The sequence below is a fragment of the Chromohalobacter moromii genome (assembly GCF_023091865.1).
GTDB classification, from domain to species: domain Bacteria; phylum Pseudomonadota; class Gammaproteobacteria; order Pseudomonadales; family Halomonadaceae; genus Chromohalobacter; species Chromohalobacter moromii.
This window is the reverse complement of the sequence record NZ_JAHXDI010000004.1, coordinates 533,429-559,001: the sequence shown is the minus strand read 5'-3', so window position 1 is coordinate 559,001 and position 25,573 is coordinate 533,429. Positions and strand designations below refer to the sequence as shown.

Here is a 25,573-nt window from a genome sequence, read left to right as displayed (position 1 = left end):
TCAGTAAACGGTGTCTAAGATGATCAGTGGCGCAAGACATCGCGTGCTGGCCAGTCACGAGAAGTCGCGGCTACCTCGCTGGCAAGCGGGATGCTTGGCGCTGCGCCGCTGCGTTGCACGCACAAGGCCGCGGCAGCGCTCGCTTCGTGCAGACAGGTTTCGATGGCAGCATTCCGCTGGCGTGCGGCCATGAAGTAACCGATGAAGGTATCGCCGGCTGCGGTCGTATCCACGGCGTCAACAGGAAAAGCAGGAAGCTCGAGGCGCTGGGCACCATATTGATAGCGTACACCGTCGCGTCCTAGCGTTAACACCAGCTCGACCTCGGGCAACCGTTGATAGAGAGCATCTATGAGTTCGGCGACCCCAGCGTGTTCGTCGAGCCCCGCTAGGGCCGCGGCCTCGCCACGATTGAGGAACAGTATCTGGCATAATTCGAGCGGCAACGCGTGCACATTGGCGCCTAGAGGCGCCGGATTGAAAGCGATCTGCATGCCATGGCGTGCGGCACGTGTCATGACGCTCTCGAGCGCATTGCACTCGTTTTGCAGCAAGAGCCAATCGTTCGGAGTTACCGAGGTCATTAGGGCGTCGAGATGACGTTCCTTGAAGCCATGGTTAGCCCCTGGGCTGAGGATAATGGCGTTCTCGGCGTGGTCGTCGACCTGAATGACGGCATGTCCGCTAGCGTCTGCAGTAAGTTCGATCAGGGATGTATTGACGCCCGCCTGGTTGAGGATTTCCAACACCCAGCGGTCGTTCTGAGACACACGCCCCCAATGCGTAACGTCACCGCCTGCACGCGCCATGGCGAGTGACTGATTGGCGCCTTTACCGCCCAGCACCTGCGTAAAACTCTGGCTGGACAATGTTTCGCCGGGCCGCACCAGATGACTGACGCGGTAGACATAATCGATATTGATGGAACCGTAGTTGTAAAGCATGCAAGCTCCCGGCTTTAAAGCTTATGTATTAAGCGCGCGAGGCGAGCCATTGATGCAGGTTGTCGCGCGTCAGGCTGACGACGTTGGCGCGAGCTTCCGGCGAGATCCAAGCGCTATGTGGGGTAACGATGAGGTTGAGTGGCTCATCCATGGCCTCGATGAGTTCATGCCCCTGACGTGGCGGCTCTTGAGGTAGGCTATCGACGCCGAGCCCGCCAATCGATCCGCTCCGAAGCGCCTCCAATGCTACCTTTTCATCTATGATACCGCCCCGTGCGCAATTGATCAGCAAGGCATCGGGCTTGAAACGAGTCAGCATTTCGGCGTCGACGAGATGCCGGGTCTGCTCGGTCAGCGGGCAGTGTAAGCTCAATACATCGAGCTCGCTCGCCAATGACGCTAGGGAAGGGCGCGAATCCTGCGCTTCATTGCCGGGGCGCGCGGCAAAAGTGACGCGCATGCCGAAGGCCTCGGCCAAGCGCGATACGGCGCGACCGAGCTCGCCATGACCGACGATAACGAGGTGCTTGTCGGCCAGTTGCAGAGTGCGATGATCGAGCAAGCAGAACAATGCACTTTCGTTCCAGCGGCCGGCGGCGACATCGCGCATGTAAAGCGGCAGGCGATTGGCGAGGGCAAGCATCAACATCAGGGCATGTTGAGCCACGCTCGCCGTGCCGTAGGCGGAGACATTACGCACCTCAATGCCGCGATCTCGAGCAGCTTGCATATCGATATTGTTGGTACCCGTCGCTAACACGCAAATCAATTTAAGCTCGGGCAGGGACGCGAGCAGGTCGCCGTCCAGTACCACCTTATTGGTGATGGCGATATCCGCATTGTCGAGACGCGATTGGCGCTCATCGATGGCGGTATGCGCATGAACTTCGAGGGTGTCGACCGCCGCGTGCAACGGCGAGAGATCAATATCGTCGCCGAGGCTGGCGGCATCGAGAATCACGGCTTTCATGCGACATCCTTTTTTAACGGAATAAAGTGAGTCTGGCATCGTGGCGGCAAGCTGCATGATATCGAGCCCCGATACGCTTGCCCGCTGGGTGGCGCAACGCGCTATAATGACCGGCTTTCGGAAAAGGCTTGGAAAGTGCGATCTCCGGCCCTATATCCCTGCCACCGCGCGAGCGTCGCGCGGGCGCTTCTTGATGACATGAATGGTGAGAACCATGCCCATCTACGAGTATGAGTGCAAGGCCTGCGGCCATCGCCTGGAAAAGCTGCAGAAAGTCAGCGCGGCAGCGCTGACCGATTGTCCGCGCTGCGAGCGCGCAGAATTATCACGCTTGATCTCCGCGGCGGGCTTTCGCCTGGCCGGCGGCGGATGGTATGAAACCGACTTCAAATCGGGGCAAAAACGCAATCTCGCGGGAGAGGCTTCCGCGCCCTCTACGTCTAGCGAGAACGGCAACAAGACGCCCGCCTGACGTGTTCGGCGCCGTTCGGACGGCGCCGAATCGCCCCACGAAATACGCAACGAAACAGGATAAGACATGCGCAGTCACTATTGCGGTCAATTGAACGAAACCCTGGTGGATCAGGAAGTCGCTCTCTGCGGCTGGGTACATCGTCGGCGCGATCACGGGGGAGTGATTTTCCTCGATTTGCGCGACCGCGATGGTATCGCCCAGGTCGTGGTCGATCCCGATACTCCCGAGGCCTTCGCCAATGCCGATCGTGCCCGCAACGAGTTTGTACTGCGCATTCGCGGACGCATTCGCCTGCGCCCCGAAGGTACCCAGAACCCCAACATGCCCACCGGCATGATCGAGGTGCTGGCATCAAACGTCGAAGTGCTCAACACGGCGGCCACACCCCCGTTCCAGCTCGACGAGCACGGCAAGGTCGGCGAGGAGACGCGTCTCAAGCACCGTTACATCGATCTACGTCGCCCGGAGATGATCGACAAGCTGCGGCTGCGTTCGCGGATCACGCATAGCGTGCGCGCGTATCTCGAAGCCCAAGGCTTCCTGGATATCGAGACACCGATCCTGACGCGTGCCACGCCGGAAGGGGCTCGCGATTATCTGGTGCCGAGCCGTACGCATCCGGGTGAGTTCTTTGCCCTGCCGCAGTCACCGCAGTTGTTCAAGCAGCTATTGATGGTGTCGGGCTTCGACCGTTACTACCAGATCGCCAAGTGCTTCCGTGACGAAGACCTGCGTGCCGATCGCCAGCCTGAGTTCACCCAGATTGACCTCGAGGCCTCGTTCGTCGAAGAGAGCGACATCATGTCCTTGACCGAAGACATGATCCGTCAGCTGTTCCGGGACGTGCTCGATGTCAGCCTGCCGGCATTTCCCAAGATGCCGTACAGCGAAGCGATGAACCGGTACGGTTCGGACAAGCCCGACCTGCGTATCCCGCTTGAGCTGGTCGATGTCAACGATCTGATGCGTGATGTCGACTTCAAGGTGTTCTCCGGTCCGGCCAAAGCCGATGACGGGCGTGTTGCAGCGCTCAAGGTCACCGGTGGCGCCAAGCTGTCGCGCAAGGAAATCGATGCCTACACCGATTTCGTCAACATCTACGGTGCCAAGGGGCTGGCCTGGATCAAGGTCAACGAGCGTGCCAAAGGCATCGAAGGCTTGCAGTCGCCGATCGTGAAGTTCATGGACGGCGTGGTCGACGAGCTGCTAAACCGTGTCGACGCCCAGGATGGCGACATCATCTTCTTCGGTGCCGACAAGGCACGTATCGTCAATGAGGCGCTGGGCGCTCTGCGCGTCAAGTTGGGCGAAGACCTCGATCTCTATACGCAGGAGTGGGCGCCGCTGTGGGTCGTCGACTTTCCTATGTTCGAAGCCGACGACACCGGTCGCCTGGCCGCCTTGCACCATCCGTTCACCGCGCCATCTAGCTCGCCGGAGGCATTCAAGGCGGATCCCGCCAATGCACTGTCGCGTGCCTACGACATGGTCCTGAACGGCACTGAGCTGGGGGGCGGCTCCATCCGTATTCACGATCAGGCGATGCAGCGGGCGGTCTTCGAGGTACTGGGTATCGGTGAAGAAGAAGCCGAGGAGAAGTTCGGCTTCCTGCTCGACGCCCTCCGGTTCGGCGCGCCGCCTCATGGTGGCCTGGCCTTCGGCCTCGACCGTCTGGTCATGCTGATGAGCGGGGCCAAGACGATCCGCGAAGTGATCGCCTTCCCCAAGACGCAGAGTGCCGCCTGCCTGATGACAGATGCGCCGGGCGAGGTCAGCGCCGAGCAGCTCAAAGAACTCAACATTCGCTTGCGTCAGAAGGCGCAGCAAGGTGGTAACGGCGAGGCCTGATACGCGCGCCGCTTGCCCACGTTCTTCTCGTTTTCCCGGCGTCGCCTCGGCGTCGGGTGTCCTGCAAACACGAACGCCTGTTTTTTCAAGGAGTGACGTCGATATGGCAGGCCATAGTAAATGGGCGAACATCAAACACCGTAAGGCCGCCCAAGATGCCAAACGCGGCAAGATTTTCAGCAAGCTCATTCGTGAGTTGACCGTTGCCTCCCGCCAGGGGGGTGGCGAAGTGGCGGATAATCCGCGCCTGCGTGCCGCCATCGATAAGGCGCTGGCCAACAACATGACCAAGGACACCATCCAGCGTGCCATCGAGCGTGGCGCCGGCAATACCGACGGCGACGAGATGGAGGAAACCATCTACGAGGGCTACGGCCCCGAAGGCGTCGCGGTGATGGTCGAATGCATGACCGACAACCGCAATCGCACGGTCTCTGAGGTGCGTCACGCCTTCAACAAGAACGGCGGTAATCTGGGTACGTCCGGGTCCGTCGCCTTCATGTTCCATAAGCAAGGAAGGTTGACGCTGCCGGAAGGTACCTCAGAGGAGGCCGCCATGGAGGCTACGCTAGCCGCCGAACCCGACGACATCATCACTCAGGACGATGGTACGCTCGAGATCGTGACGTCCGTGGAAGGCTTCGGTGAGGTCAAGGATGCACTGATCGAGGCGGGCATCGAGCCCTCCGCGAGCGATGTCGGGTCCTATCCCGATAACTACTCTCCCATCGACGACACCGATACGGCGCGCAAGGTCCTCAAGTTATTCGACATGCTCGAAGATCTTGACGACGTACAGAATGTCTATTCCAACGCCGATTTCTCCGATGCCGTTATGGCGGAACTCGAGTGAGTGGCGTGACGTGGGTAAGTAGCACCACGGAGATAGTGAGTCGATGATTCTCCTGGGAATCGATCCTGGCTCGCGCATCACCGGCTATGGCGTCGTCGATGTCGCCTCGGCGACGCCACGTTACGTCGCCAGCGGCTGCATCCGCATCAAGAGCGATCAGTTGCCCCAAAAGCTCGCCCAGGTGTATGCCGGCATCGGCGAGTTGATCGGCGTGCATCGTCCGCATGAAGTCGCCATCGAGCAGGTCTTCATGTCCAAGAATGCCGACTCCGCACTCAAGCTGGGACAGGCACGCGGCACGGCCATCGTCTGTGCCGCCAATCACGGCCTCGAGGTCTTCGAGTACGCGCCCACCCAGATCAAACAAGCCGTCACCGGTACCGGCGCGGCGACCAAGGATCAAGTACAACATATGGTAACGGCGATTCTGGGGCTCGACGGCACGCCACAGGCCGATGCCGCCGACGCACTGGCCATCGCTTTGACGCATGCCTATGCGCGCCAGGGCCGCTCGTTGTCAGCCGCGCGCGGGCGGCGGCGAAGCGGTTCCCGTCAGCGTTGGCGCGACTTTCGCCCCGACTGAGACGCCGCATGTCGGGTGCTGGTCAGTTGCGAGGCGGATCAGTATAGTGTCAACCCAGTCAATCGAAGGACTCGATGTGCATGATTGGACGCTTGCGTGGCACCCTGTTGGAAAAGCAACCGCCGTGGATCGTCGTCGATGTCGGCGGCGTCGGCTATGAGCTGGAGACCTCTATGACCACCTTGCTGGCATTGCCGGCGGTGGGAGAAGAGGTCCAGCTCCACACGCATATGGCGGTGCGCGAGGACGCGCATCTACTGTATGGCTTCGCACGCGGCGAGGAACGTCAATTGTTTCGCGCCCTGATCAAAGTCAACGGGGTAGGGCCCAAGCTCGCCCTGGCGATCCTCTCCGGCATGGATCAGGAAGCCTTCATCCGCTGCGTCATGGAAGACGACAGCAAGGCGCTGACACGCCTCCCCGGCGTTGGCAAGAAAACCGCCGACCGCTTGGTCGTGGAAATGCGTGACCGCTTTCCCCATTGGCAGCTCGAGCAGGAAAACGGACTGCATGCTCTTGAGTTGGGTGCCTCACCCGCGGCACCTGCGGCCGACCCTTTCGCCGATGCGGAATCGGCCCTCGTTGCCTTGGGCTACAAACCTACCGAAGCCTCGCGCATGCTGTCCGGGCTGGATGATAGCCTCTCTACGGAAGGCCTGATCAAAGCCGCCCTGACACGCAAGATGGCAGGTTAAGGACCGCGAATGATTGATACCGACCGTCTAATCGCGGCACAACCTCAGGGAAGCGAGGTGCATGTGGATCATGCCATCCGTCCGCAGCGGCTTACCGAATATATCGGTCAGCCTCGCGTACGCGAGCAGATGGATATCTTCATCAGCGCGGCCCGCCAGCGCAGCGATAGCCTCGATCATACCCTGATCTTCGGACCGCCTGGCCTTGGCAAGACCACGTTGGCCAACATCATCGCCGCCGAGATGGAGGTCGATATCAAATCGACCTCCGGCCCTGTGCTCGAGCGCGCCGGCGACCTCGCCGCCATGCTCACCAACTTGCAAGCCGGCGACGTTCTATTCATCGACGAGATACATCGCCTTCCCGCCTCGGTGGAAGAGGTGCTGTATCCGGCGATGGAGGATTATCAGCTCGACATCATGATCGGCGAGGGGCCCGCCGCGCGTTCCATCAAACTCGACCTGCCTGCCTTCACCCTGGTGGGTGCTACCACGCGTGCGGGGCTGCTCACATCGCCGCTGCGCGATCGTTTCGGTATCGTGCAACGGCTGGAATTCTATGCGGTCGACGAGTTGACCGAGATCGTAGTGCGTTCGGCGCATTTGTTGGGGGTCGAGGCCGACCGTGACGGCGCGGCCGAAATCGCCCGTCGTGCGCGCGGCACGCCACGCATCGCCAATCGTCTGCTGCGTCGCGTGCGTGACTTCGCCGAAGTACGTGGCGATGGTCGTCTGAACGAAGAAATAGCCGATCAAGCCCTCAACATGCTGCATGTCGACCGCCATGGCCTCGACCATATGGACCGACGCCTATTGATGGCGATGATCGAGAAGTTCGATGGCGGCCCGGTCGGCGTCGACAGCCTGGCGGCCGCGATCAGTGAGGAACGCGATACGATCGAGGATGTCCTAGAACCGTACCTGATCCAGCAGGGCTTCATGATGCGCACCGCGCGTGGACGTGTGGTCACACGTCTGGCTTATGAACACTTTGGCCTGACGCCGACCGATGCCATCGTCGCGGCGCCGTCGCTTGATGATAAGCGACAGGAGGGCGATGCATGAGCGATTTCACGCATACGGTCAAGGTCTACATCGAAGACACTGACGCCGGCGGCATCGTCTATTACGTCAACTATCTAAAATACATGGAGCGGGCACGCAGCGAGTGGCTAAACCATCACGGCCTGGCCCAGCGCGACTTGCTCGCACAGGGGATCCAACTGGTCGTGCATCACCTGGAATGCCGTTATGCCAAGCCCGCCCACCTCGACGACGAGCTGCACATCACGGTGGACGTCGTCGAATCCACTGCCTGCCGCGCGACCTTCGCCCAGACAGTGACACGTCGCGGGGAACGACTGTGCGAGGCCCAGGTGGACATCGTCTGCCTCGAGGCTTCTCGGCTTAAACCCGTGCGTTGGCCGGATGCACTGCAGCCACTAATGCACGGATAAACCAAGCGAAACGAACTCTCAAGCGACACGAGGACTGCCGTGAACGACTCCATGTCCATTCCGCACCTGATCATGAACGCCAGCCTGATCGTTCAACTGGTCATGCTCCTGCTCCTGGCTGCCTCAATAGCCTCATGGATCATCATCTTCCAACGCAGCATCGCGCTGCGCCGCGCCGAAAAGTCGTATCGGGATTTCGAGGACCGCTTCTGGTCCGGCGTCGATCTCAACGAACTCTATCGTGACCTGCCCGCCGAGCAGGAATCGCTAGGGGCGGAGCACGTTTTCCGCTCCGGTTTTCGCGAATTCAATCGTCTGATGCCCAAGACTCAAAGTACCGATGCAGTGCTCGAAGGCGTGCAACGGGGCCAGCGTGTCGCGCTGTCGCGAGAAGAAGATCGCCTGCAATTGCATCTCACTTTCCTCGCCACGGTCGCTTCGGCAAGCCCTTATATCGGCCTGTTCGGAACCGTATGGGGCATCATGGGGTCGTTCCAAAGCTTGTCGATGGCGCAACAGGCCACGTTGTCCACTGTCGCGCCCTGGATCGCTGAGGCGTTGGTCGCCACGGCCATGGGGTTGTTTGCAGCTATTCCTGCGGTGATCTTCTACAACCGACTATCCGCCCATGCGGGACGCTTGCTCGGCAAATACGAAAACTTCGCCGAGGAATTCCACGCCATCCTGCACCGTAATCTGCAGGGGCGCAGCGAACGCGAGGCATCCTGAGGGAGGAAGCATGTACGGATCCTATCATCATCGCCAGCGGCGCAAGCCGATGGGCGAGATCAATGTCGTGCCGTTCATCGATGTGATGCTGGTGCTGTTGGTGATCTTCATGATCACCGCCCCCATGCTCAGTCAGGGCGTCGATGTCGAACTGCCACAAGTGTCGTCCGACCCCATCGATACCGAGGAGCAAGAGCCACTGATCGTGTCGGTGGATCGTGAAGGGCAGTACTACATTTCCCTGGGAGACGAGGAAACCCCCGTCGCCCTTGATGAACTCGGGGAAAAGGTCAAGGCCATGCTGAGCCGCAACGCGGATACGCCGGTCATGGTGCGTGGTGATCGCAATGTCGCCTACGGTCAGATCGTGACATTGATGAGTACGCTGCAAGGTTCGGGAGTGGGTAACGTCGGACTTATCTCCGAACCCCCTTCCGGCGGTGAAGAGTGAGGCATCGACATGGCGAAACGTGAACGCCGTGTAGGCTATGGCTGGCCAGTGCTGCTGGCCATTGGCGTGCATATCGCGACGCTGATGCTCACCATCATCAAATGGCCTGAAAGCGAGCCCGACCCAACCTCTTCATCGGTGGTTCAGGCGGCGCTCGTCCGCGCTGAAACGGCGACGGACCAACCCCAGCAGACCGAAGATTCCGCACCGCCCGCTTCTCAGCCGGAAGAAGAGGACGCGCAGGAACCCGAAGAATCGGCACCTGCGGAATCGTCCGAAGAACCAGCGCCCGATAGCGACGCCGAGGTAACGGATAGCGCGGTGGAAGAAGCCAAAGCCGAAGCGCAACGCTTGCAGGAAGAAGCACAACGCGCAGCGGAGAAAAGGCGCCAAGCGGAAGCCGAAGCAGAGAAAAGGCGCCAAGCGGAAGCCGAAGCAGAGAAGAGGCGCCAGGCAGAAGCCGAAGCAGAGAAGAGGCGCCAGGCAGAAGCCGCGGCCGAGAAGAAGCGTCAGGCTGAGGCCGAACGAAAGCGTCAGGAAGAAGCCGAGGCCGAGAAGAAGCGCCAAGCAGAAGCCGCAGCCGAGAAAAAGCGTCAGGCAGAAGCCGAAGCCGAGCGGAAGCGCCAAGCAGAAGCCGCGGCCGAGAAGAAGCGTCAGGCAGAGGCCGAGGCCGAACGGAAACGTCAGCAAGCACTCGCCGAACGGGCGGCTCAGGCCAATAATTCATCACTGGACAGCATGATCAGTGATGAAGAACAATCCATCGCTAACGCCAAGCAAGCCAGCGAAGCCGCCAATGGCTTCAAGAACCTGGTTCGCCGATACGTTGAACAAAGCTGGAATGTACCTTCCAATGCGTCTTCGGAGTTACGCGCCATCGTGCGAATCCAATTACTGCCCACTGGCGAACTGGTAAGCGCCACGATCACACAAAGCAGTGGCAATTCCGCTTTCGATCATTCCGTGATCAGTGCCGTCGAGAAGGCGGCGCCATTCCGTGAGATGCGCGAACTCGACGCTTCGGTAAGAGGTCGGTTCCGTGAATTCAATCTGGACTTCAACCCAGAGGACATCCGCTGATGAAACGACTCAATCTTTGGACAGCCGCGCTGCTGCTGATGTTGTGTGCCGGGATGGCGCATGCCGAGCTGACCATCGAAATCACCAAGGGCAGCGATCAGGCCATTCCCATTGCCATCGTGCCAATGGAAGGCGGGGATGAACTACCGCAAGAGGTCTCGCGTATTGTCAGCAACGACCTGGAACGCAGCGGTCGTTTCGAGCCATTGTCGCAAAATTCGCTGATCTCTCGGCCCAGTAGCAGCGATGATGTTTATTATCAGGATTGGCAGCAGTTGGATAGCGACTACCTGGTAGTGGGCAAGGTCAAGAACCAGGGGGGGCAATACCGCATTCAGTATGAGCTTCTGGACGTCAATGGCGAAGACCGTATGCTCGGCGAGGTCGTCACCTCCAGCCGCGATCAGCTCCGCGACAGTGCGCACTATATCAGTGATCAGATCTTTGAAGAGATCACTGGCATTCGTGGTGCCTTCTCGACGAGCATCGCTTATGTCACGGCCAATGGCGTCGGTGACAACATCAAATATACTTTGAACATCGCCGATGCCGACGGGCACAACAATCAGGAAATCCTCTCCTCGGATGAGCCCATCATGTCGCCAGCGTGGTCGCCCGACGGTCGCAAGCTGGCCTATGTCTCGTTTGAGACGGGACGCCCGTCCATCTATGTCCAGAATCTTTCGACAGGACAGCGTGTCCAATTGACCTCTTTCGAGGGAATCAACGGCGCACCGGCGTGGTCACCAGATGGACGCAAGCTAGCGATGTCGCTTTCCAAGGATGGCCAGCCGGAGATCTACGTCATGGATCTCGGCTCGCGTGACCTCACGCGCCTGACGCATAGTGATGCGATCGACACCGAACCCGAGTGGGCACCGAACGGTCGCAGCCTGATTTTCACCTCCGACCGTAGTGGCAATCCGCAGATCTATCGTTACAACTTGGGCGATGAGCAGGCCCAGCGGATCACCTTCACCGGCAGCTATAATTCACGTGGTCGTTTCAACCCGGACGGTGATGCGATATTTATGGTGACCCGTGACGACGACGGCTTCCACATTGCTCGCCAGGATCTGGATACCGACCGCATGACGATCCTCACCGATTCCAATTGGGATGAATCTCCCAGTGTCGCACCGAATGGCACCATGGTAATCTTCGCCACGCAAGAAGGGACCCGCGGTGTATTGGGGGCTGTATCGGACGATGGCAGTGCTTCCTTCCGGCTGCCATCGCCGCAAGGGGACGTGCGCGAACCCGCATGGTCGCCCTTTTTAGACTAAACCGCGATAGTGTCATTCGACTTCCAAGCAAGGAGAAAACAATGCAATTCAAACCGTATGCCCAAGGCCTCACCGTCGCCATTTCACTCGCCGTTCTCGCGGGTTGCTCCAGCACTGGCGGCACCCAAGACGGCAGCATGGACGGTATGTCCGGAACAGGCGCCGGAGGCTCAGGTTCCGCCTCCAGCCAAGGCATGGAAAGTGGACAAGGCACCTCGGGCAGCGAGATGGGCGACCGCAATGCCATCCCCGCAGAGCGCACCATCTACTTCGCTTTCGACCGCGATACCATTCGTCCGGAATTCGAGTCTGTCCTCGAAGCGCATGCTCAATATCTCAAGAACCATCCCAACACCGATGTCGTTCTGGAAGGGCATGCCGATGAGCGTGGCACCCGCGAGTACAACCTGGGGTTGGGTGAGCGTCGTGCGCAAGCCGTCGAGCAATATCTCAGTGTGGAAGGTGTCTCATCCTCACAGGTCGAAATCGTCAGCTACGGCGAAGAGCGTCCTGCGGTACGCGGTCACGATGAAGAATCGTACGCCCAGAATCGCCGCGTCGTCTTTTCCTACTAAACGTCGCCGGAGTCAGGTATGAAACACGGTCTGAAAAGACTGTGCGGCGCGGGAGCCTTGGTGCTCCCGCTGTCCGTATGGGCTCAACCCTCGGTCGATGACTTGACCGACCAGTCCAGCAGCATCTATAGCCAGACCGCCGTACGTGAAGAATCGAGCGGTGGTGGCAATCTGGCCTTGTTCAATCAGTTGCAGGACAACCAGCGCGCGATCAAACAATTGCGCGGCCAGCTCGAGGAGCTGCGCTACCAGCTCGAACAGCAGAAGAAACTTTCGCAAGAACGTTTTCTGGATCTGGAAAAGCGCGTCGATGAGATGGCATCGCGCTCTGCCTCTTCTCGAGATTCTTCCGGCGTCGATAGCGATGCCGCCAAGTCGGTCTCCAGTGGCGCCGCCACCAACGAATCGCAAGCAGGTAGCGCTCAAGAGGGCACGTCTGGCGATCAGGGACGCGAAGATTATCAAGCGGCTTTCAAGAAGGTGCAGGCGCGTGAGTTCGATCAGGCCATCCAGGCCTTCGAAGACTTCATCGGCGCATATCCGAATTCCGATTTACGCCCCAACGCGCACTACTGGCTAGGCGAGTTGTATTCCGCGCAATCGCAATTGGACGCGGCCGCCGAGTCTTTCCAGACGGTCATCGATGACTATCCCGGCAGCAACAAGGTCGCGGATGCGCTCTACAAGCTGGGGTTGCTAAAGGCACGCCAAGGCCATCCCGATGAAAGCACGCAGCTCCTCGAGCGCGTTCGCGACGACTACCCTGATAGTAACGCGGCTGACATGGCCGAGGACTTCCTTAACCAGTCAGGCTGATTGATGCTGAACGAGGGGGGCGTCATGGAATGTCATATTGATTATCACCCACCAGCGAACCTGCTCGAGGGGCGTGTTGTCCTTGTGACTGGCGCGGGGTCAGGCATCGGGCGTGCCGCCGCGCGTTCTTTTGCCGAGCATGGCGCAACGCTGATACTGGTCGGACGTACGCTGACCAAGCTCGAAGCGGTCTACGATGAGATTGAAACCGCTGGCGGCCCGCAACCCGCGATTTTCCCGCTCAACTTCGAGGGGGCGACACTCAAGGAATATCGCGATCTAGCCGAGACACTACAACGCGAGTTCGGTCGTCTCGATGGTCTTCTTCACAACGCCGGTTTGCTCGGGGAGTTGACGTCTTTCGCGCACTACGACCCCGAACTCTGGGAACGGGTGATGCAGGTCAATGTCACCGGTCCGGTGTGGATGACGCAGGCGTTGCTGCCATTGCTCGAGGCATCCCGCGATGCGTCGGTGGTGCTGACCTCCTCGAGTGTGGGGCGTAAGGGACGCGCGCGCTGGGGCGCTTATTCGGTTTCGAAGTTCGCGACGGAAGGTTTCATGCAGGTGCTGGCCAATGAACTCGAGCCCACTTCGTCGATACGAGTGAACACCCTCAATCCTGGAGCGACGCGCACGGCCATGCGACAAGGAGCGTATCCTGACGAGGATCCGGCGACGCTACGCACGCCGTTGGATATCATGCCGACTTACTTATGGCTGATGGGCCCCGCCAGCCAGGGACGTACGGGGCAAGCCTTCGACGCCCAGCCGCCCAAGGGTGTGGCGACAGCTTCTGGGTAGGCGGTGTCGTCAGCCGGAGGGTACAGCCATGTCGCCTTCGCTAGGCCAAAGCGCTTGCGTCAAGCTTTCCGGCGTTTCGAACCAACGATCTACCGGCCAGGTATCGGGCGTTTCCGCGTCGCCGATATAACCATAACGTACCGCGATGGCGTGCATGCCTGCCGCCCGCGCCGCTTGCATGTCACGTAGATGGTCACCGATGTACCAGCAATCGGTGGGGGCGACGCCGAGACGTCGCGCCGCCTCGAGTAGCGGTGCGGGGTCGGGCTTCTTGAGCGGCAGGTCATCTGCAGCCAGCAATACGCCGTGCGTTAGATTCAGTGCTTCGACCAGCGGCGCAGCATAGGCACGCGGCTTGTTGGTCACGATCCCCCAGGGGCGATGTGCGTTATCCCAGGCTTTCAACAACGGCTCTAGCCCGGGGAATACGTGGCTGTATCGCGCCACGTCACGCCCGTAGGTCTCAAGCAGAAAGCGCCTTGCCTCGCCATGATCGGCATGCGTAGGTGCCAATCCCAGTGCCAGTTCTACCAAAGCGCTACCGCCGTTCGAGACCTGGGCGCGGATAGTCTCATAAGGCAATGGCGCAAGGCCGTGATGCGTTCGCAAGGCATTAGTCGCTTGCGCCAGATCGGGCGCCGTGTCGACGAGCGTGCCGTCGAGATCGAAAAGCAGCGCCGCCGGCCGGGCGTCACTCATTGCGCCTCTCCCTTGCCCGTCCATTCCGGCGTGCAGTGCATCATGTAATTCACGGACACATCGTTGGCCACTAGGCGATAGCGCTTGGTCACGGGGTTATAGGTCAATCCAGTCTGACGACGCACGCGTAAGCCGGCGTCACGGCACCAGGCCGACAACTCCGCCGGGCGAATGAACTTGTTGTAGGTGTGCGTCCCGCGGGGCAATAGCTGCAACACGTACTCGGCGCCTAGAATGGCGAACATATACGCCTTGGGATTGCGGTTGATGGTCGAGAAAAATAAGTGGCCGCCAGGTTTGACCAGCGTCGCGCATGCCCGCACGACCGCCGCAGGGTCCGGAACATGCTCGAGCATTTCCAGGCAGGTGACGACATCGAACTCACCAGGGTGCTGGGCGGCCATTTCCTCGGCGCTGATCTGCCGGTAATCGACCGTCACCTCGCTTTCCTGCTGGTGCAAGCGCGCGACAGCGAGCGGTGCTTCTCCCATGTCGATACCCGTGACGCGAGCGCCGCGATGGGCCATCGCCTCGCTAAGAATGCCGCCACCGCATCCCACATCGATGGCGGTCTTGCCCGCCAGATTGGCTTGCTCATCGATGAAGTTCAGGCGCAGCGGGTTAATCTCATGCAGTGGCTTGAACTCGCTTTCAGGATCCCACCAGCGGCTGGCGAGCGCTTCGAACTTGGCGATCTCGGCGTGATCAACGTTGTTACCGAACGTCTCGCTCATGGGGTTTCCTCTTGGAGAAATGATCGAACCGATGCTGCAGCATACGTATCGAAATCTATGTCGTTATGTGTCGTCGCGTGCCGGCACACTAATAATGCACATTCTACAATGTTACGCGTGGATGTTGAGGGGCGCATTTTGTCAATTTAGACAATGCAAGACAGTGCGAACCTCTTTGCCTGAATACCATCAAAGGAATGCCGAATCGTTGGCGCCGTCGCGCTTTTCACTATGGCATACTGCCGACACTCGACCCTAGAACGCTAAGGAAGGAATCCTCATGATCAAGAAGGCCGTACTCCCCGTCGCTGGACTCGGTACACGTTGCCTACCAGCCTCCAAGGCCATTCCCAAGGAAATGATCACTGTCGTCGACAAGCCGGTCATCCAGTACGTCGTCGAAGAGGCGGTGGCCGCCGGCATCAAGGAAATCGTGTTGGTGACGCACTCCAGCAAAAGCGCCATCGAAAACCATTTCGACAAGAACTTCGAGCTCGAAGCGATGCTCGAGGCCAAGGGCAAGGATGAATTGCTCGCGGAAGTGCGCAACATCGTCCCCGAGGATGTGAGCATCATCGCCGTGCGCCAGCCAGTCGCTCTAGGACTTGGACACGCCGTACTATGCGCGCAGTCGGTGATTGGTGACGACCCCTTTGCCGTACTACTTCCCGATGTGTTGGTAGATGCTGGCGAGTTATCGCAGAACGATCTGGCCGGCATGATCGAGGCTTATGACAAGAGCGGCCAGGCACAGATCATGGTCGAAAACGTGCCGCAAGAGATGACCCACAAGTATGGAATCGTCGCGCTCGAGGGCGAGGCACCGGCCCCCGGCGATAGTGCATCCCTGACAGGCATGGTCGAAAAACCCAAGGTGGAGGAGGCGCCGTCCAGCCTGGCGGTGATCGGGCGTTATTTGCTGCCGGCTGCCATCTTCCCGTTGCTGGCCGAAACCCAGCCCGGCGCGGGGAATGAGATCCAGCTTACCGATGCCCTCGAGACCCTGCGCCAGCAGCAAGGCGCCGAAGCTTATCGCATGCGCGGTAATACCTACGATTGCGGGCACCAACTGGGCTATCTGGAAGCGACACTGGCACTCGCCAAGCGCCATCCCCAGTATGGCGAAGGCTTCCGCTCCTTGTTGAGCCGTTACGCAAACGAGGGCTGATGCCATGCGCGTGAACGTGTATGGAAGCGAGCTATCGGCGGCCGTGGCAGCGGCAGCGCTTTCCTCGGTGGGGCACCAGGTCGATTGGTACCCGCATCCCGAGGTGCCCTGGCAACATCTGGAACACGCCGAATGGCTGCTTCGCGAACCGGGACTCAAGTCCCAGATCGATGCGGGTTGTCGCTCGGGTTTGCTACGCCTGACCGATACGCCCACGCGGGAAGATGTCGAGATTCATTGGCTAGCGCTGGCTCCGGACCAGCGTGAATCCGCTGAAGCCTATGTGGCCGATATTCCCGCGGCGCAAAGCACCCCGCTGGTGATCGTCAATAATTCGACGTTTCCGGTCGGCCACACCGAACGCCTCGAGGCGTTGCTTGGCCACACCGGCCAAGCGGCCGTTGCCTTACCAGACATGCTGGAAGAAGGTCGTGCCTGGGAGACCTTCACCCGCCCGGCACGCTGGTTGCTCGGAAGCGAAGATCGCCAGGCCACCGCTCAGGTGCGCGAGCTGCTACGTGCTTTCAACCGTCGCCAGGACGTGTTCCAGCTCATGCCGCGCCGCGCCGCGGAGCTCGCCAAGCTGGCGATCATCGGCATGTTGGCGACACGCATAAGCTATATGAACGAGTTGGCGGGCCTAGCCGACTCGCTGGATGTCGATGTCGAACATGTCCGCCTGGGCATGGGCGCCGATAGCCGTATCGGTTTCGAGTACTTATATCCTGGCTGTGGCTTTGGCGGTCCCAGCTTCTCGCGTGATCTCATGCGGCTGGCCGATGTCCAGCATGCTTCCGGTCGCGAGTCGTTGCTGCTCGAGCATGTCCTCGACATCAACGAGCAGAAAAAAGAGACGTTGTTCCGCAAATTCTGGCACCACTTCCATGGCCAGCTTTTCGAGCGACGCGTCGCCATCTGGGGAGCGGCGTTCAAGCCTGGCACCACCCGCATCGATCAAGCGCCGGTGCTCACCTTGATCGATGCGTTGTTGGCGCAGGGCGTCAACGTCAGCATTCACGATCCCGAGGCGTTACCGGCTCTGCGTGAGCTCTACGAGCAGCATCCTCGTGTACGCTTTTGCGATGATGATTTTTACGCCGCTTGTGAAGAAGCGGATGCTCTGATGCTGGTCACCGAGTGGAAATGCTACTGGAATCCCAATTGGCGCCGACTAAGCGAACTCATGACCACGCCATTGATCCTGGATGGTCGCAATATCTACGATCCCGATTATGTCGCGTCACGTGGCTTGATCTATCGTGGTATCGGTCGACGAGCGGATCCGCCCAACGCCTGAACGATGCACGCTCCGTCGAAGCGGAGCGTGCTATTTCGATGGCCAATCAATCATTGAAGTTCTGGGAGATGAAGTCCCAGTTGATGACGTTCCACACGGCGTCCAGGTATTTTGGACGCGCGTTGCGATAATCGATGTAATAGGCATGCTCCCAGACATCGATGGTCAACAGAGGCGTTTGGCCATGCGCGATGGGGCAGTCGGCATCGTCGGTGTTGCTGATGTCCACGCCGCCATCGGCGGTCTTGATCAACCAGGTCCAACCAGAGCCGAAATTACCCACCGCTTTGGCATTGAACGCTTCCTTGAACTGCTCGAAGGAACCGAACGTCGCTTTGATCGCATCGCCCAACGCGCCCTTAGGTTCGCCGCCACCCTGGGGGGAGAGGCAGTGCCAGTAGAAGGTATGGTTCCATACCTGAGCCGCTTGATTGAACATGGCACCGGAAGCCGATTGAATGATCTCTTCGAGTGATTTGTCGTCGTAAACGGTACCCTGGGTCAGCTCGTTGAGCTTGTTCACGTAGGCTTGATGGTGTTTACCGTAGTGATACTCCAGCGTTTCGGCGGAGATATGCGGTTCGAGCGCGTTTTTCTCATACGGCAAGGCAGGCAGTTCGAACGCCATGATGTGCTCCTTTTATCGTGATCGGCCAAGAAGTAACCCAGGACCACAGAGGCATCTCAGCGTGAAGCGTTTTACTATCGGGGTCACTCTATTCACTAAAAAACCTTACAATACCAAGTATCTGCGTTCTAAGCCGCGCCCGGTATCTTAGCACCGGCCCCGGTAAGCGCCAATTTCGCTACATTCGTGTGATACGCCAGGGCATTGATAAATAACGTAGTCGAGACGAGAGCCGAGCATGTCTGAACGATCGGAAGGAACACGCCAGGAACCACGTATCGTGCCCGAGCGCGATACCGACCCCATCGCCGAAGGGCGCCTCGACAGCCGTCCACGCCGTGCCAGCAGCGGGACACGGCGTCGACGCACACGCGTCTGGCCATTGTGGTGCCTGACGTTACTTCTCATCGTCGCTCTGGCGGGAATCACGAGTTTTTACTGGCAAGAACGACAAGCCTGGCAAACTCGGTTTTCCAACCTCGAAGCACGGCAAAACAGCTTGACCGACCGCCTCGACGCCACGGGCAGCTCGCTGGATGCCTCCGGCGATAGCTTACGCTCCGAACTGGACCGGCTGCGCTCCCAATTGGATGCCTCCCGCGCCGTAATCGGCAACCTGGAAAACAAGGTTAGCGAGCTGGAGGATGGCACGGGGGCGAGTAGCGCCCTGGAAGACTTGCGCGACAGGCAAGACACGCAACAAACGCTCATCGCCGCTCAACAGTCCTCACTCAAGGCCCTGGAAAGCACGGGCGAAGATGCGCGCGCCACCTTGTCGTCACGCTTGGAGTCGCTCTCCTCGCGCCAGGAAGAGCAGGGCAGTGGGCTGGAGACGCTGACACAACGTCTTGATGAGCTGGGCGACACACGTCAGGCCCGTGGCGAAACGCTTGACGACCTGCAAGAGAACCTCGACGATCTGAGCGCTCGGGTCGCGTCACTATCCGGCGATCACGATGAAGTCGCCAATGAGGTCGCTAGCATTCAGGATGATCTACGGGAACTTCGCCAGGGACAATTGGCTCTCAATGCCAATGTGGAAGCACTTTCCGCTTCTCAATAATGTCGCTGTCGACTAATCACGCGATCTCACGACAAGGATTGAGTCATTGGAAATCAGCCGAGATCAACGCCCGGGGTTTATCGCCCCTTCACTGGTGGACGTTGTCGATCCGCAACGCAGGGGAGGCTGACGTCGATGCGCCATTCCATGACACGGCGCATCCTGTGGGGAGCGGCATTGAGTGTCGTTACGTCCAGTGCTCACGCTCTAGACGCGTCCGTTGAGGGGCTTGAAGGCCCTGCCGCCGACAATGTCGTCACTTTTCTGCGCGCGGTCGATACCCAGGACATCAGCGAGGAACGTCTGGACAGCGAGGTCCGCGATCGAACCCAACGGGCGTTGCGAGCCTTCGGCTATTACTCACCTCAGATCGAGACGGCGTATCCCGACGGCACGTTCGATGCCGACGCCGTTATCACCATCGACCCTGGGCCTCAGACACACATCACTCAGCTCGACATGGGTATCGATGGCGAGGCCCACGAGGATAGCGCCTTTCAGCGCGCACTCGATCAGGTGGCGCTCAAGGAAGGCGATGCATTACGCCATGACCGTTACGAAAGCGCTAAGAGCCGCTTTTCCACATTGGCGCTCGAACGTGGCTATTTCGATGCCGGCTTTACTCAACGACGGATGGAAGTGCGCCCCTGGGAGGCCAGTGCCCGTATTTTCCTGAGGATGGATAGCGGGCCGCGTTATCATTTCGGCAACATTCGTTTTTCGGGAAGCCAGATCGAAGAGGCCCGCCTGCGCCGCATGCTGCCGTTTGAAGACGGCGATCCTTATCTGGCCGGACAACTGGCCGAGTACAACCAACGTCTGGGCGAAACCGACTGGTTTCGCGGCATCGCCGTACGCCCACGCATCGATAGCAGCGGGCGTGGCGCGAATAGCGGTCAGTGGTGGCAAGAAGCCACCGGGCGTAGGCCCCCTTTGGCGAGTGGTCCGGGGCTTGCCGCCGTGCGCCAACTTCATGGCCTTCAGAGCACCGACGTGCCGGTCGACGTCACTGTCATTCCCGCCGACCGCCATCAGTTCGAAACCGGGATCGGCTATGCCACCGATGTGGGGCCACGCATTCAATTCAGTTGGGACATGCCCTGGCTCAATGATCGTGGCCACAGCCTCTCGAATGCCTTGTACCTCTCGGGGCCAGAGCAGCGCTTCGACGGTGAGTATCTGATGCCACTGGCCAACCCACTGCGCGATAGCTACCGCCTTGGCTATGGTCTACGTAAACTCGACAACGAGGACACGCAGAGCCTAGAGAGTTCGGTCGAGCTGGCACGGCGCTGGAAATTCGACAACGACTGGGTCCAAGAACTCTATTTTCGTACCACATACGAGGATTTCACCCAGGCGGATCAGGACGAACAAGTCTTGCTGCTTTATCCAGGCATCAGTTGGACCCGTACTCGCACGCGGCAACCCAATTTCCCCATGTGGGGGGATCGGCAACGGCTGGCGTTGGAGGTCTCCGATCCCGCGTGGGGGTCGGACGCGCGCTTCTTTCGCACTACATTCGACTCACAATGGATTCGCTCGCTGGGGCAGGACAACCGATTCGTCGGCCGCGTGGGCGGTGGCGCAATGGCGACCGACACCTTCGATAAAATTCCTCCGTCACTGCGTTTCTTCGCCGGGGGCGATCAAAGCGTGCGCGGCTACGGCTACGAGAGCCTGTCTCCGGAAAACGACGACGGCGAGCTGCTCGGTGGCCAGCACATGCTGACCGCCAGCGCCGAGTATCAGCGGCGGGTTACCGGCAACTGGTGGGGCGCAACGTTCATCGACACCGGCAATGCCTTCGATGAATGGTGGCCCGAGGAACTCAAGACCGGTGCCGGTATCGGTGTGCGATGGATTTCACCCGTGGGCCCCGTACGTTTCGATATCGCCCATCCTTTCGACAATGAGGAGGACGCGTGGCGTCTGCACTTCGCCATCGGACCGGAATTTTGATCCGTGCACTGATTTACGTACCGCTGTGGCTCTTGGGACTGGTGTTGTTGTTGCTCGGGGTGGCCTTGTCACCCTGGGGGACCGCGTGGTTGGCGGACCAAGGCCAGTCACGCGGCTGGTACGAGGTCGAGACAGTAGAAGGCGCGCCGCTGGACACGCTGACGCTACGCGGCCTGCATCTCGATATCGGCTCTCTCACCCTCGATGTCGAGCGCTTGCATCTGAGCTGGGCCGACGATTGTCTGCTGGACGGCAAGCTCTGTCTTCAGGGGCTGCAAGTCGAGGGTGCGCACATCGTCGTGGCGTCCGGTGATGCTAACGACGATGCTCAGCCTGATGCAGCGTCAGGCGGGGGCATGCCCGCGCTCTGGTTTCCGTTTCCCATCGAGATACGCGCCCTCGGGCTCGAGGACGTACGCGTCGAGTTGGCCGATGGCACGCAGTTGCAATGGGATGATTTCACCACCGGCGCGCGCATCTCCGGCAACGACCTCACATTACTGCCCACCCGCCTGGAGGGGACACAACTCTACCTGCCGATGAGCGAAGGGCAGCGTCTAACCCAAGGGATGGCATCGCCGGCCATTCCGGCAGGTGCTATCGATGCAGCCTCACAGGCGGCGGGGAGCTCTGCCGAGGCCTCCGCAACCGATAAAGCATCTGCGGTCAATGATGCGTCTGCGGTGGGTAGCAGGACATCCGATACCGACGCCGAACAACAACGCTTGGCCTTGCCCGAGATCGACTTGCCTCTCGATATTCGCGCTCCGAGTCTAGTGATCGACGACTTCCAGTTGCGTGGTGCAACGTCCTACCATCTGATGCAAGCCACGCTGTCGCTTTCCACCGAAGGTAGCGATGTCGCCATTCATCGGCTGCACGTGCGCAGCGATGACGGTGAGGCGGAACTGGCCCTGCAGACGACTCTGAGCGGCGACTACCCCCTCCATGGCAACTTGGAAGCGCATATCGCGCGTGCTCCGTTGGCCGGTCAGCGGGCCGAGTTGACGTTGGATGGCTCCCTGGCCGATCTGGCGCTCGACCTCGACGCCAGTGGCCCCGTCACGGCTACGCTGAAAGGTACGGTCGATGCACTGGCGCCGACCTTGCCATTCTCCTTATCGCTCGATGCCAACGACATCACCTGGCCGCTGGCGGGCACGCTCACCGCGCCTGAGCTCGCTGTGCAGAGCCGCCTGGATGCCGCCGCAGTATCGGCATCGCAGCACGTGGGCGCAGGCAAGCCAGCCTATCGGCTCGACACCCTCCATCTCGACGCCGATGGCTCCCTGGAAGATTATCGTGTCGCACTCGACTTGACGGCGCGCGGGGACGGCCTTCCCGAAAGCCGGTTGACGCTCGATGGCCGTGGTGATGCGTCGCACTTCGCCTGGTCACCGCTCACGCTCCAGGCCGAAGGCGGCACCTTGAGCGGTCGTGGCCACGTGAACTGGACCTCGGCGCTATCGGTGGAAAGCGACCTCCAATTCGACAAGCTGCCCGTGGGCGCCTTCACCGAGGCCGTCGACGGGACGCTCAACGGCAAGGCACGCGTCGGCTTCGACATGCAGCCTCAAGGCTGGCGACTGCGCGTACCGCAGTTGGCCATCGACGGCACCTTGCAAGACAGACCCCTAAGCTTGAACGCCAAACTCAGTGGCAATAGCCAGATGCAATGGGCGATCGACCAGCTCGACCTTCGTCAAGGCGATAACCTCATCACCGCGGAAGGCAACATCGGGCAACGTTTGGACCTGCGCAGTCGTATCGAGGCGCCGCGACTCTCTACGCTTTGGCCCGGGCTCGGTGGCGCTTTGCAGGGCGATCTCAACGCCCAGGGCTCCCTCAAATCACCACGTCTCGACCTCGACATGACCGGCGAGGCGCTGCGCTATCAGACGCAACAGCTCCAGTCCCTGTCGCTGAAGGCGCAGAGCGAAGGGATCGACGACCCGCGTGTGAATGCCGGCGTGTCTATCGAAGGACTCGAGGCCGGTGGCCAACGTGTCGACGCGCTGAGCGCCGCGCTAGCAGGGCGTCTCTCGCAGCACACGCTGGAGCTCGATGCTCGGCTGGGCAGCGGCCTACCGCTCTCACGGGTGAGTCTTACGCTCGACGGCCAGTACGACGCAAACGCGCAGCGCTATCGTGGATCGCTGGCGCCTCTCGAGTTGGCGACCGAATACGGCAATATCGCGCTCGATGACGCACTGGAATTCGATGCCGATGTCGCCACTCAACGTGTGACACTTGCGCCGTTCTGCCTGGTTCGCCAGCAGGGCGGCGAGGCGTGTCTCGTCGATCGGGCTCGGCTCGCCGCCGATACCGGCGACGCATCACTGGCCTTGCGCGACATTCCCATGGACCTGCTTGCCGACAAACTACCATCAGGCTGGCACGTGGACGGCAAGACCCAGGGCGAGGCCAATCTGAGCTGGCAACAAGCAGGCCAACAGTGGCATGCCGAGGGGCAAATCGATAGCCAACTGGACGTCACCGGAGAAGATGCGCGTGGCAATCCCTGGAAACTGCCCGACAGCCGTCTTGCAGTGACGTTCGATGCCACGCCATCTCGCGCCGATACACGACTGACACTCGATCAGGGCGATACCGGGAAATTGGCCCTGACGCTGGGCATCGACGATCCGCTGGGTGAAGCCGCATTGGAAGGGCGCCTGCAAGTCGATGACATCGCCTTCGCCCCGTATCGTGCCCTCGTCGAAGGCTTGTCCGAGCTAGAAGGGGCACTTGCCGGCGATGTCACCTTCGCGGGGACGTTACGCCAGCCCGATCTCGATGGCGAGCTGACGGCCGAAGGTGTAAAAGCGCGTGGTGCAGTTCTTCCCATCGCGATACGCGATGCCCGTCTGGGCATCGACTTCGCTGGACAACGCGCTGACATCGACGGGTTCGTGGCCGGTGAGAAAGGCCAGCTCAACCTGGATGGCGAAGCCGACTGGCAGGATCCCTCTGCTTGGCAAGCACGTCTAGGCATCGAGGGGCAAGACGATCCGCTGGAGGTGAGCCTGCCAAACTTCGGGCGTTTACGTGTCGCCCCGGACCTACGTGTCAATGCCAATCCAGACCGCTTGCAAGTACGCGGCGATGTCAATGTGCCTTGGGCGCGCCTGGAGGTGGGCAAGATTCCGCCTTCCGCGGTGGCACCTAGCAGCGACGAGGTCATCATCACGCGTGAGGAGGACGCCGCCCAGCAAAAAGCTGCGGCCTCAGGCGAGCAGGGCGAAGCCACGGCCCAGGCGCTCTCAGACGCCGGTATGGCACTTGATATCAGCGTCATGCTGCATCTCGGCCCCGACATGAGCCTCGAAGCCTATGGCCTCGAGTCACAGTTAGAAGGCCAACTCGAAGTACGGCAGGGTAGTGGCCCCGTGCAGCTGTTCGGGGATGTCAACTTGGTCGACGGCAGTTATACCGCATTCGGACAGGACTTGATCATTCGCCAAGGACAGATTCTGTTCAGCGGGCCAGCGTCCCAGCCGCGTCTGCAGTTCGAGGCGATTCGCAATCCCGACACCATCGAGGATGACGTGACTGCTGGGTTACGTGTCACAGGCCGTGCGGAGAACCCGCAGCTGAGCATCTTCTCGGAACCTGCGATGTCGGAAAGCCGGGCCCTTTCCTATCTACTTAGAGGCCGGGCACCGGGAGACGATGGCGGCGATGGGGCGCTGACCTCAGCGCTGATCGGGCTCTCACTATCTCAGAGCGGCCGCGCCGTGGGCCAGCTCGGCCAGGCATTCGGGGTCGACGATTTAAGTCTCGACACCTCGGGCTCGGGCGAGGATAGTCAGGTCGTCGTCAGCGGCTATGTCTTCGATGACTTGAAAGTTGGCTACGGCGTTGGCATTTTCTCCCCCATCGCCGAGCTGACGCTGCGCTATCGTCTGATTCAGAACCTGTACCTGGAAGCGGTATCCGGCGCAGCTCAGGCAATCGATTTGATCTATACCTTCAGCCTCGGGCGCAGCAGCGCTTCGCCTTGAGGCCACTGCCGCAAGGACACGCGGCATTGCGGCCGATGTCGAGGCGACGCCACTGAGCGTCGCCGTCGACATAGAACCACTGATCGGCATGATTGGCGAACCGAAAGCGGCTGGTTTCGGTAAGGCGCTGAAAGCCATCGGTGTCGATGAAATCGGCACTGAACGTCACCGTGCCTGTCTCGCCTTGTTGGGTACTGTCATGGACGATCAACCTAAGCCAGCGTGCTATGTTCGTGGCCAGTGAGTCGCGGGTAGGGCATGTGGCGGGATCCCAGGTAGCGATCAACGCGTCGTACGCATCGCGCGCGAAAGCGCTATAGCGTGCTCGCATCAGCGCCTCGGGTGTCCGCGCGCGGCGCGGATCCTCATGAATGGGCGCGCAGCATTCATCGAAGCGCCGCGGCTGCCCGCAGGGGCAGGCGTCGAACGCTTTTTTACTCATCGTCATGCGA

At 60.2% G+C, this 25,573-nt stretch carries 25 protein-coding genes; 19 read left to right on the top strand and 6 right to left on the bottom strand.

Annotation, left to right across the window (positions count from 1 at the left end):
• Positions 1-23: 23 nt before the first annotated feature.
• Together KZO83_RS15620 and KZO83_RS15615 are read right to left on the bottom strand one after the other, a co-directional pair.
• Positions 24-944, bottom strand: a complete 921-nt coding sequence (locus KZO83_RS15620; protein WP_247621408.1) for a ribokinase — start codon at positions 942-944, stop codon at positions 24-26.
• A 28-nt stretch (positions 945-972) separates the two neighbouring features.
• Positions 973-1,914 (bottom strand): D-2-hydroxyacid dehydrogenase, encoded by a 942-nt coding sequence (locus KZO83_RS15615; protein WP_247621407.1) that lies wholly within the window; start codon positions 1,912-1,914, stop codon positions 973-975.
• A 214-nt stretch (positions 1,915-2,128) separates the two neighbouring features.
• Between KZO83_RS15615 and KZO83_RS15610 the strand changes: the two genes are divergently transcribed.
• The 14 genes from KZO83_RS15610 (at position 2,129) to KZO83_RS15545 (ending at position 13,566) form a co-directional block, all read left to right on the top strand.
• Complete coding sequence (locus KZO83_RS15610) at positions 2,129-2,386, top strand: FmdB family zinc ribbon protein (RefSeq protein ID WP_178998641.1); 258 nt, start codon at positions 2,129-2,131, stop codon at positions 2,384-2,386.
• 66 nt (positions 2,387-2,452) lie between these two features.
• Positions 2,453-4,237 carry an aspartate--tRNA ligase gene (aspS, locus tag KZO83_RS15605; RefSeq protein ID WP_247621406.1) on the top strand — a complete coding sequence of 595 codons (1,785 nt, stop codon included), beginning with the start codon at positions 2,453-2,455 and terminating at the stop codon, positions 4,235-4,237.
• 103 nt (positions 4,238-4,340) lie between these two features.
• Positions 4,341-5,090: a YebC/PmpR family DNA-binding transcriptional regulator gene (locus KZO83_RS15600; protein ID WP_247621405.1), complete on the top strand. Its 750-nt coding sequence runs from the start codon at positions 4,341-4,343 to the stop codon at positions 5,088-5,090.
• A gap of 43 nt (positions 5,091-5,133) precedes the next feature.
• Positions 5,134-5,673: a crossover junction endodeoxyribonuclease RuvC gene (ruvC, locus tag KZO83_RS15595; RefSeq protein WP_247621404.1), complete on the top strand. Its 540-nt coding sequence runs from the start codon at positions 5,134-5,136 to the stop codon at positions 5,671-5,673.
• Between the two features lie 80 nt (positions 5,674-5,753).
• Positions 5,754-6,368, top strand: a complete 615-nt coding sequence (gene ruvA / locus KZO83_RS15590) for a Holliday junction branch migration protein RuvA (protein WP_040241095.1) — start codon at positions 5,754-5,756, stop codon at positions 6,366-6,368.
• A gap of 9 nt (positions 6,369-6,377) precedes the next feature.
• Positions 6,378-7,433: a Holliday junction branch migration DNA helicase RuvB gene (gene ruvB, locus KZO83_RS15585; protein ID WP_178998646.1), complete on the top strand. Its 1,056-nt coding sequence runs from the start codon at positions 6,378-6,380 to the stop codon at positions 7,431-7,433.
• Entirely contained in the window at positions 7,430-7,825 is a 396-nt protein-coding gene (gene ybgC, locus KZO83_RS15580) for a tol-pal system-associated acyl-CoA thioesterase (protein WP_178998647.1), read from the top strand. Before ruvB ends, ybgC begins: the two co-directional genes overlap by 4 nt.
• A 51-nt stretch (positions 7,826-7,876) precedes the next feature.
• Positions 7,877-8,554: a protein TolQ gene (gene tolQ / locus KZO83_RS15575; protein ID WP_175575878.1), complete on the top strand. Its 678-nt coding sequence runs from the start codon at positions 7,877-7,879 to the stop codon at positions 8,552-8,554.
• Positions 8,555-8,564: 10 nt separating this feature from the next.
• Positions 8,565-9,005: a protein TolR gene (gene tolR / locus KZO83_RS15570; RefSeq protein WP_075369320.1), complete on the top strand. Its 441-nt coding sequence runs from the start codon at positions 8,565-8,567 to the stop codon at positions 9,003-9,005.
• Between the two features lie 9 nt (positions 9,006-9,014).
• Entirely contained in the window at positions 9,015-10,085 is a 1,071-nt protein-coding gene (tolA, locus tag KZO83_RS15565) for a cell envelope integrity protein TolA (RefSeq protein WP_247621403.1), read from the top strand.
• Positions 10,085-11,371 (top strand): Tol-Pal system beta propeller repeat protein TolB, encoded by a 1,287-nt coding sequence (gene tolB / locus KZO83_RS15560; protein WP_247621402.1) that lies wholly within the window; start codon positions 10,085-10,087, stop codon positions 11,369-11,371. Before tolA ends, tolB begins: the two co-directional genes overlap by 1 nt.
• Before the next feature lie 41 nt (positions 11,372-11,412).
• Positions 11,413-11,946 (top strand): peptidoglycan-associated lipoprotein Pal, encoded by a 534-nt coding sequence (gene pal, locus KZO83_RS15555; RefSeq protein ID WP_247621401.1) that lies wholly within the window; start codon positions 11,413-11,415, stop codon positions 11,944-11,946.
• An 18-nt stretch (positions 11,947-11,964) separates the two neighbouring features.
• The gene (gene ybgF, locus KZO83_RS15550; protein ID WP_247621400.1) at positions 11,965-12,762 is read left to right on the top strand and encodes a tol-pal system protein YbgF; all 798 of its coding nucleotides are present in this window, start codon (positions 11,965-11,967) and stop codon (positions 12,760-12,762) included.
• Between the two features lie 24 nt (positions 12,763-12,786).
• On the top strand, positions 12,787-13,566 hold the full coding sequence (locus tag KZO83_RS15545) for a YciK family oxidoreductase (RefSeq protein ID WP_247621399.1): 780 nt from the start codon (positions 12,787-12,789) through the stop codon (positions 13,564-13,566).
• A gap of 9 nt (positions 13,567-13,575) precedes the next feature.
• Here the strand turns inward: KZO83_RS15545 and KZO83_RS15540 are convergent, their stop codons facing one another.
• Together KZO83_RS15540 and ubiG are read right to left on the bottom strand one after the other, a co-directional pair.
• Positions 13,576-14,265 (bottom strand): HAD-IA family hydrolase, encoded by a 690-nt coding sequence (locus tag KZO83_RS15540; protein WP_247621398.1) that lies wholly within the window; start codon positions 14,263-14,265, stop codon positions 13,576-13,578.
• Positions 14,262-14,999, bottom strand: a complete 738-nt coding sequence (ubiG, locus tag KZO83_RS15535; protein WP_247621397.1) for a bifunctional 2-polyprenyl-6-hydroxyphenol methylase/3-demethylubiquinol 3-O-methyltransferase UbiG — start codon at positions 14,997-14,999, stop codon at positions 14,262-14,264. The genes KZO83_RS15540 and ubiG overlap by 4 nt, the downstream gene beginning before the upstream one ends.
• 280 nt (positions 15,000-15,279) lie before the next feature.
• Between ubiG and galU the strand changes: the two genes are divergently transcribed.
• Both galU and KZO83_RS15525 read left to right on the top strand, forming a co-directional pair.
• Positions 15,280-16,167 carry a UTP--glucose-1-phosphate uridylyltransferase GalU gene (galU, locus tag KZO83_RS15530; RefSeq protein ID WP_247621396.1) on the top strand — a complete coding sequence of 296 codons (888 nt, stop codon included), beginning with the start codon at positions 15,280-15,282 and terminating at the stop codon, positions 16,165-16,167.
• A 4-nt stretch (positions 16,168-16,171) separates the two neighbouring features.
• Positions 16,172-17,464 (top strand): nucleotide sugar dehydrogenase, encoded by a 1,293-nt coding sequence (locus KZO83_RS15525; RefSeq protein WP_247621395.1) that lies wholly within the window; start codon positions 16,172-16,174, stop codon positions 17,462-17,464.
• Between the two features lie 46 nt (positions 17,465-17,510).
• On the opposite strand, the gene KZO83_RS15520 is transcribed toward KZO83_RS15525, so the two are convergent.
• Positions 17,511-18,092 carry a superoxide dismutase gene (locus tag KZO83_RS15520; protein WP_247621394.1) on the bottom strand — a complete coding sequence of 194 codons (582 nt, stop codon included), beginning with the start codon at positions 18,090-18,092 and terminating at the stop codon, positions 17,511-17,513.
• Positions 18,093-18,330: 238 nt separating this feature from the next.
• Between KZO83_RS15520 and KZO83_RS15515 the strand changes: the two genes are divergently transcribed.
• The 3 genes from KZO83_RS15515 (at position 18,331) to tamB (ending at position 25,121) form a co-directional block, all read left to right on the top strand.
• Entirely contained in the window at positions 18,331-19,155 is an 825-nt protein-coding gene (locus tag KZO83_RS15515; RefSeq protein ID WP_247621393.1) for a hypothetical protein, read from the top strand.
• Between the two features lie 135 nt (positions 19,156-19,290).
• Positions 19,291-21,117 (top strand): autotransporter assembly complex protein TamA, encoded by a 1,827-nt coding sequence (gene tamA / locus KZO83_RS15510; RefSeq protein ID WP_247621392.1) that lies wholly within the window; start codon positions 19,291-19,293, stop codon positions 21,115-21,117.
• The gene (gene tamB, locus KZO83_RS15505; protein WP_247621391.1) at positions 21,081-25,121 is read left to right on the top strand and encodes an autotransporter assembly complex protein TamB; all 4,041 of its coding nucleotides are present in this window, start codon (positions 21,081-21,083) and stop codon (positions 25,119-25,121) included. The genes tamA and tamB overlap by 37 nt, the downstream gene beginning before the upstream one ends.
• Here the strand turns inward: tamB and KZO83_RS15500 are convergent.
• Positions 25,090-25,569: a YchJ family protein gene (locus tag KZO83_RS15500; RefSeq protein ID WP_178998826.1), complete on the bottom strand. Its 480-nt coding sequence runs from the start codon at positions 25,567-25,569 to the stop codon at positions 25,090-25,092. The two genes, tamB and KZO83_RS15500, sit on opposite strands and share 32 nt — an antisense overlap.
• Positions 25,570-25,573: the final 4 nt, after the last annotated feature.

Bases quoted from the DNA above. Each gene is read 5' to 3' on its own strand.
- pal (WP_247621401.1), top strand. From the start codon at position 11,413: ATGCAATTCAAACCGTATGCCCAAGGCCTCACCGTCGCCATTTCACTC.
- KZO83_RS15540 (WP_247621398.1), bottom strand. From the start codon at position 14,265: ATGAGTGACGCCCGGCCGGCGGCGCTGCTTTTCGATCTCGACGGCACG.
- KZO83_RS15525 (WP_247621395.1), top strand. From the start codon at position 16,172: ATGCGCGTGAACGTGTATGGAAGCGAGCTATCGGCGGCCGTGGCAGCG.
- ruvA (WP_040241095.1), top strand. From the start codon at position 5,754: ATGATTGGACGCTTGCGTGGCACCCTGTTGGAAAAGCAACCGCCGTGG.
- ubiG (WP_247621397.1), bottom strand. From the start codon at position 14,999: ATGAGCGAGACGTTCGGTAACAACGTTGATCACGCCGAGATCGCCAAG.
- KZO83_RS15545 (WP_247621399.1), top strand. From the start codon at position 12,787: ATGGAATGTCATATTGATTATCACCCACCAGCGAACCTGCTCGAGGGG.
- KZO83_RS15500 (WP_178998826.1), bottom strand. From the start codon at position 25,569: ATGACGATGAGTAAAAAAGCGTTCGACGCCTGCCCCTGCGGGCAGCCG.
- aspS (WP_247621406.1), top strand. From the start codon at position 2,453: ATGCGCAGTCACTATTGCGGTCAATTGAACGAAACCCTGGTGGATCAG.
- ruvC (WP_247621404.1), top strand. From the start codon at position 5,134: ATGATTCTCCTGGGAATCGATCCTGGCTCGCGCATCACCGGCTATGGC.
- KZO83_RS15520 (WP_247621394.1), bottom strand. From the start codon at position 18,092: ATGGCGTTCGAACTGCCTGCCTTGCCGTATGAGAAAAACGCGCTCGAA.
- KZO83_RS15620 (WP_247621408.1), bottom strand. From the start codon at position 944: ATGCTTTACAACTACGGTTCCATCAATATCGATTATGTCTACCGCGTC.
- KZO83_RS15615 (WP_247621407.1), bottom strand. From the start codon at position 1,914: ATGAAAGCCGTGATTCTCGATGCCGCCAGCCTCGGCGACGATATTGAT.
- ruvB (WP_178998646.1), top strand. From the start codon at position 6,378: ATGATTGATACCGACCGTCTAATCGCGGCACAACCTCAGGGAAGCGAG.
- tolB (WP_247621402.1), top strand. From the start codon at position 10,085: ATGAAACGACTCAATCTTTGGACAGCCGCGCTGCTGCTGATGTTGTGT.
- tolQ (WP_175575878.1), top strand. From the start codon at position 7,877: ATGTCCATTCCGCACCTGATCATGAACGCCAGCCTGATCGTTCAACTG.
- tolR (WP_075369320.1), top strand. From the start codon at position 8,565: ATGTACGGATCCTATCATCATCGCCAGCGGCGCAAGCCGATGGGCGAG.
- tamA (WP_247621392.1), top strand. From the start codon at position 19,291: ATGCGCCATTCCATGACACGGCGCATCCTGTGGGGAGCGGCATTGAGT.
- KZO83_RS15600 (WP_247621405.1), top strand. From the start codon at position 4,341: ATGGCAGGCCATAGTAAATGGGCGAACATCAAACACCGTAAGGCCGCC.
- tolA (WP_247621403.1), top strand. From the start codon at position 9,015: ATGGCGAAACGTGAACGCCGTGTAGGCTATGGCTGGCCAGTGCTGCTG.
- KZO83_RS15515 (WP_247621393.1), top strand. From the start codon at position 18,331: ATGTCTGAACGATCGGAAGGAACACGCCAGGAACCACGTATCGTGCCC.
- ybgF (WP_247621400.1), top strand. From the start codon at position 11,965: ATGAAACACGGTCTGAAAAGACTGTGCGGCGCGGGAGCCTTGGTGCTC.
- KZO83_RS15610 (WP_178998641.1), top strand. From the start codon at position 2,129: ATGCCCATCTACGAGTATGAGTGCAAGGCCTGCGGCCATCGCCTGGAA.
- galU (WP_247621396.1), top strand. From the start codon at position 15,280: ATGATCAAGAAGGCCGTACTCCCCGTCGCTGGACTCGGTACACGTTGC.
- ybgC (WP_178998647.1), top strand. From the start codon at position 7,430: ATGAGCGATTTCACGCATACGGTCAAGGTCTACATCGAAGACACTGAC.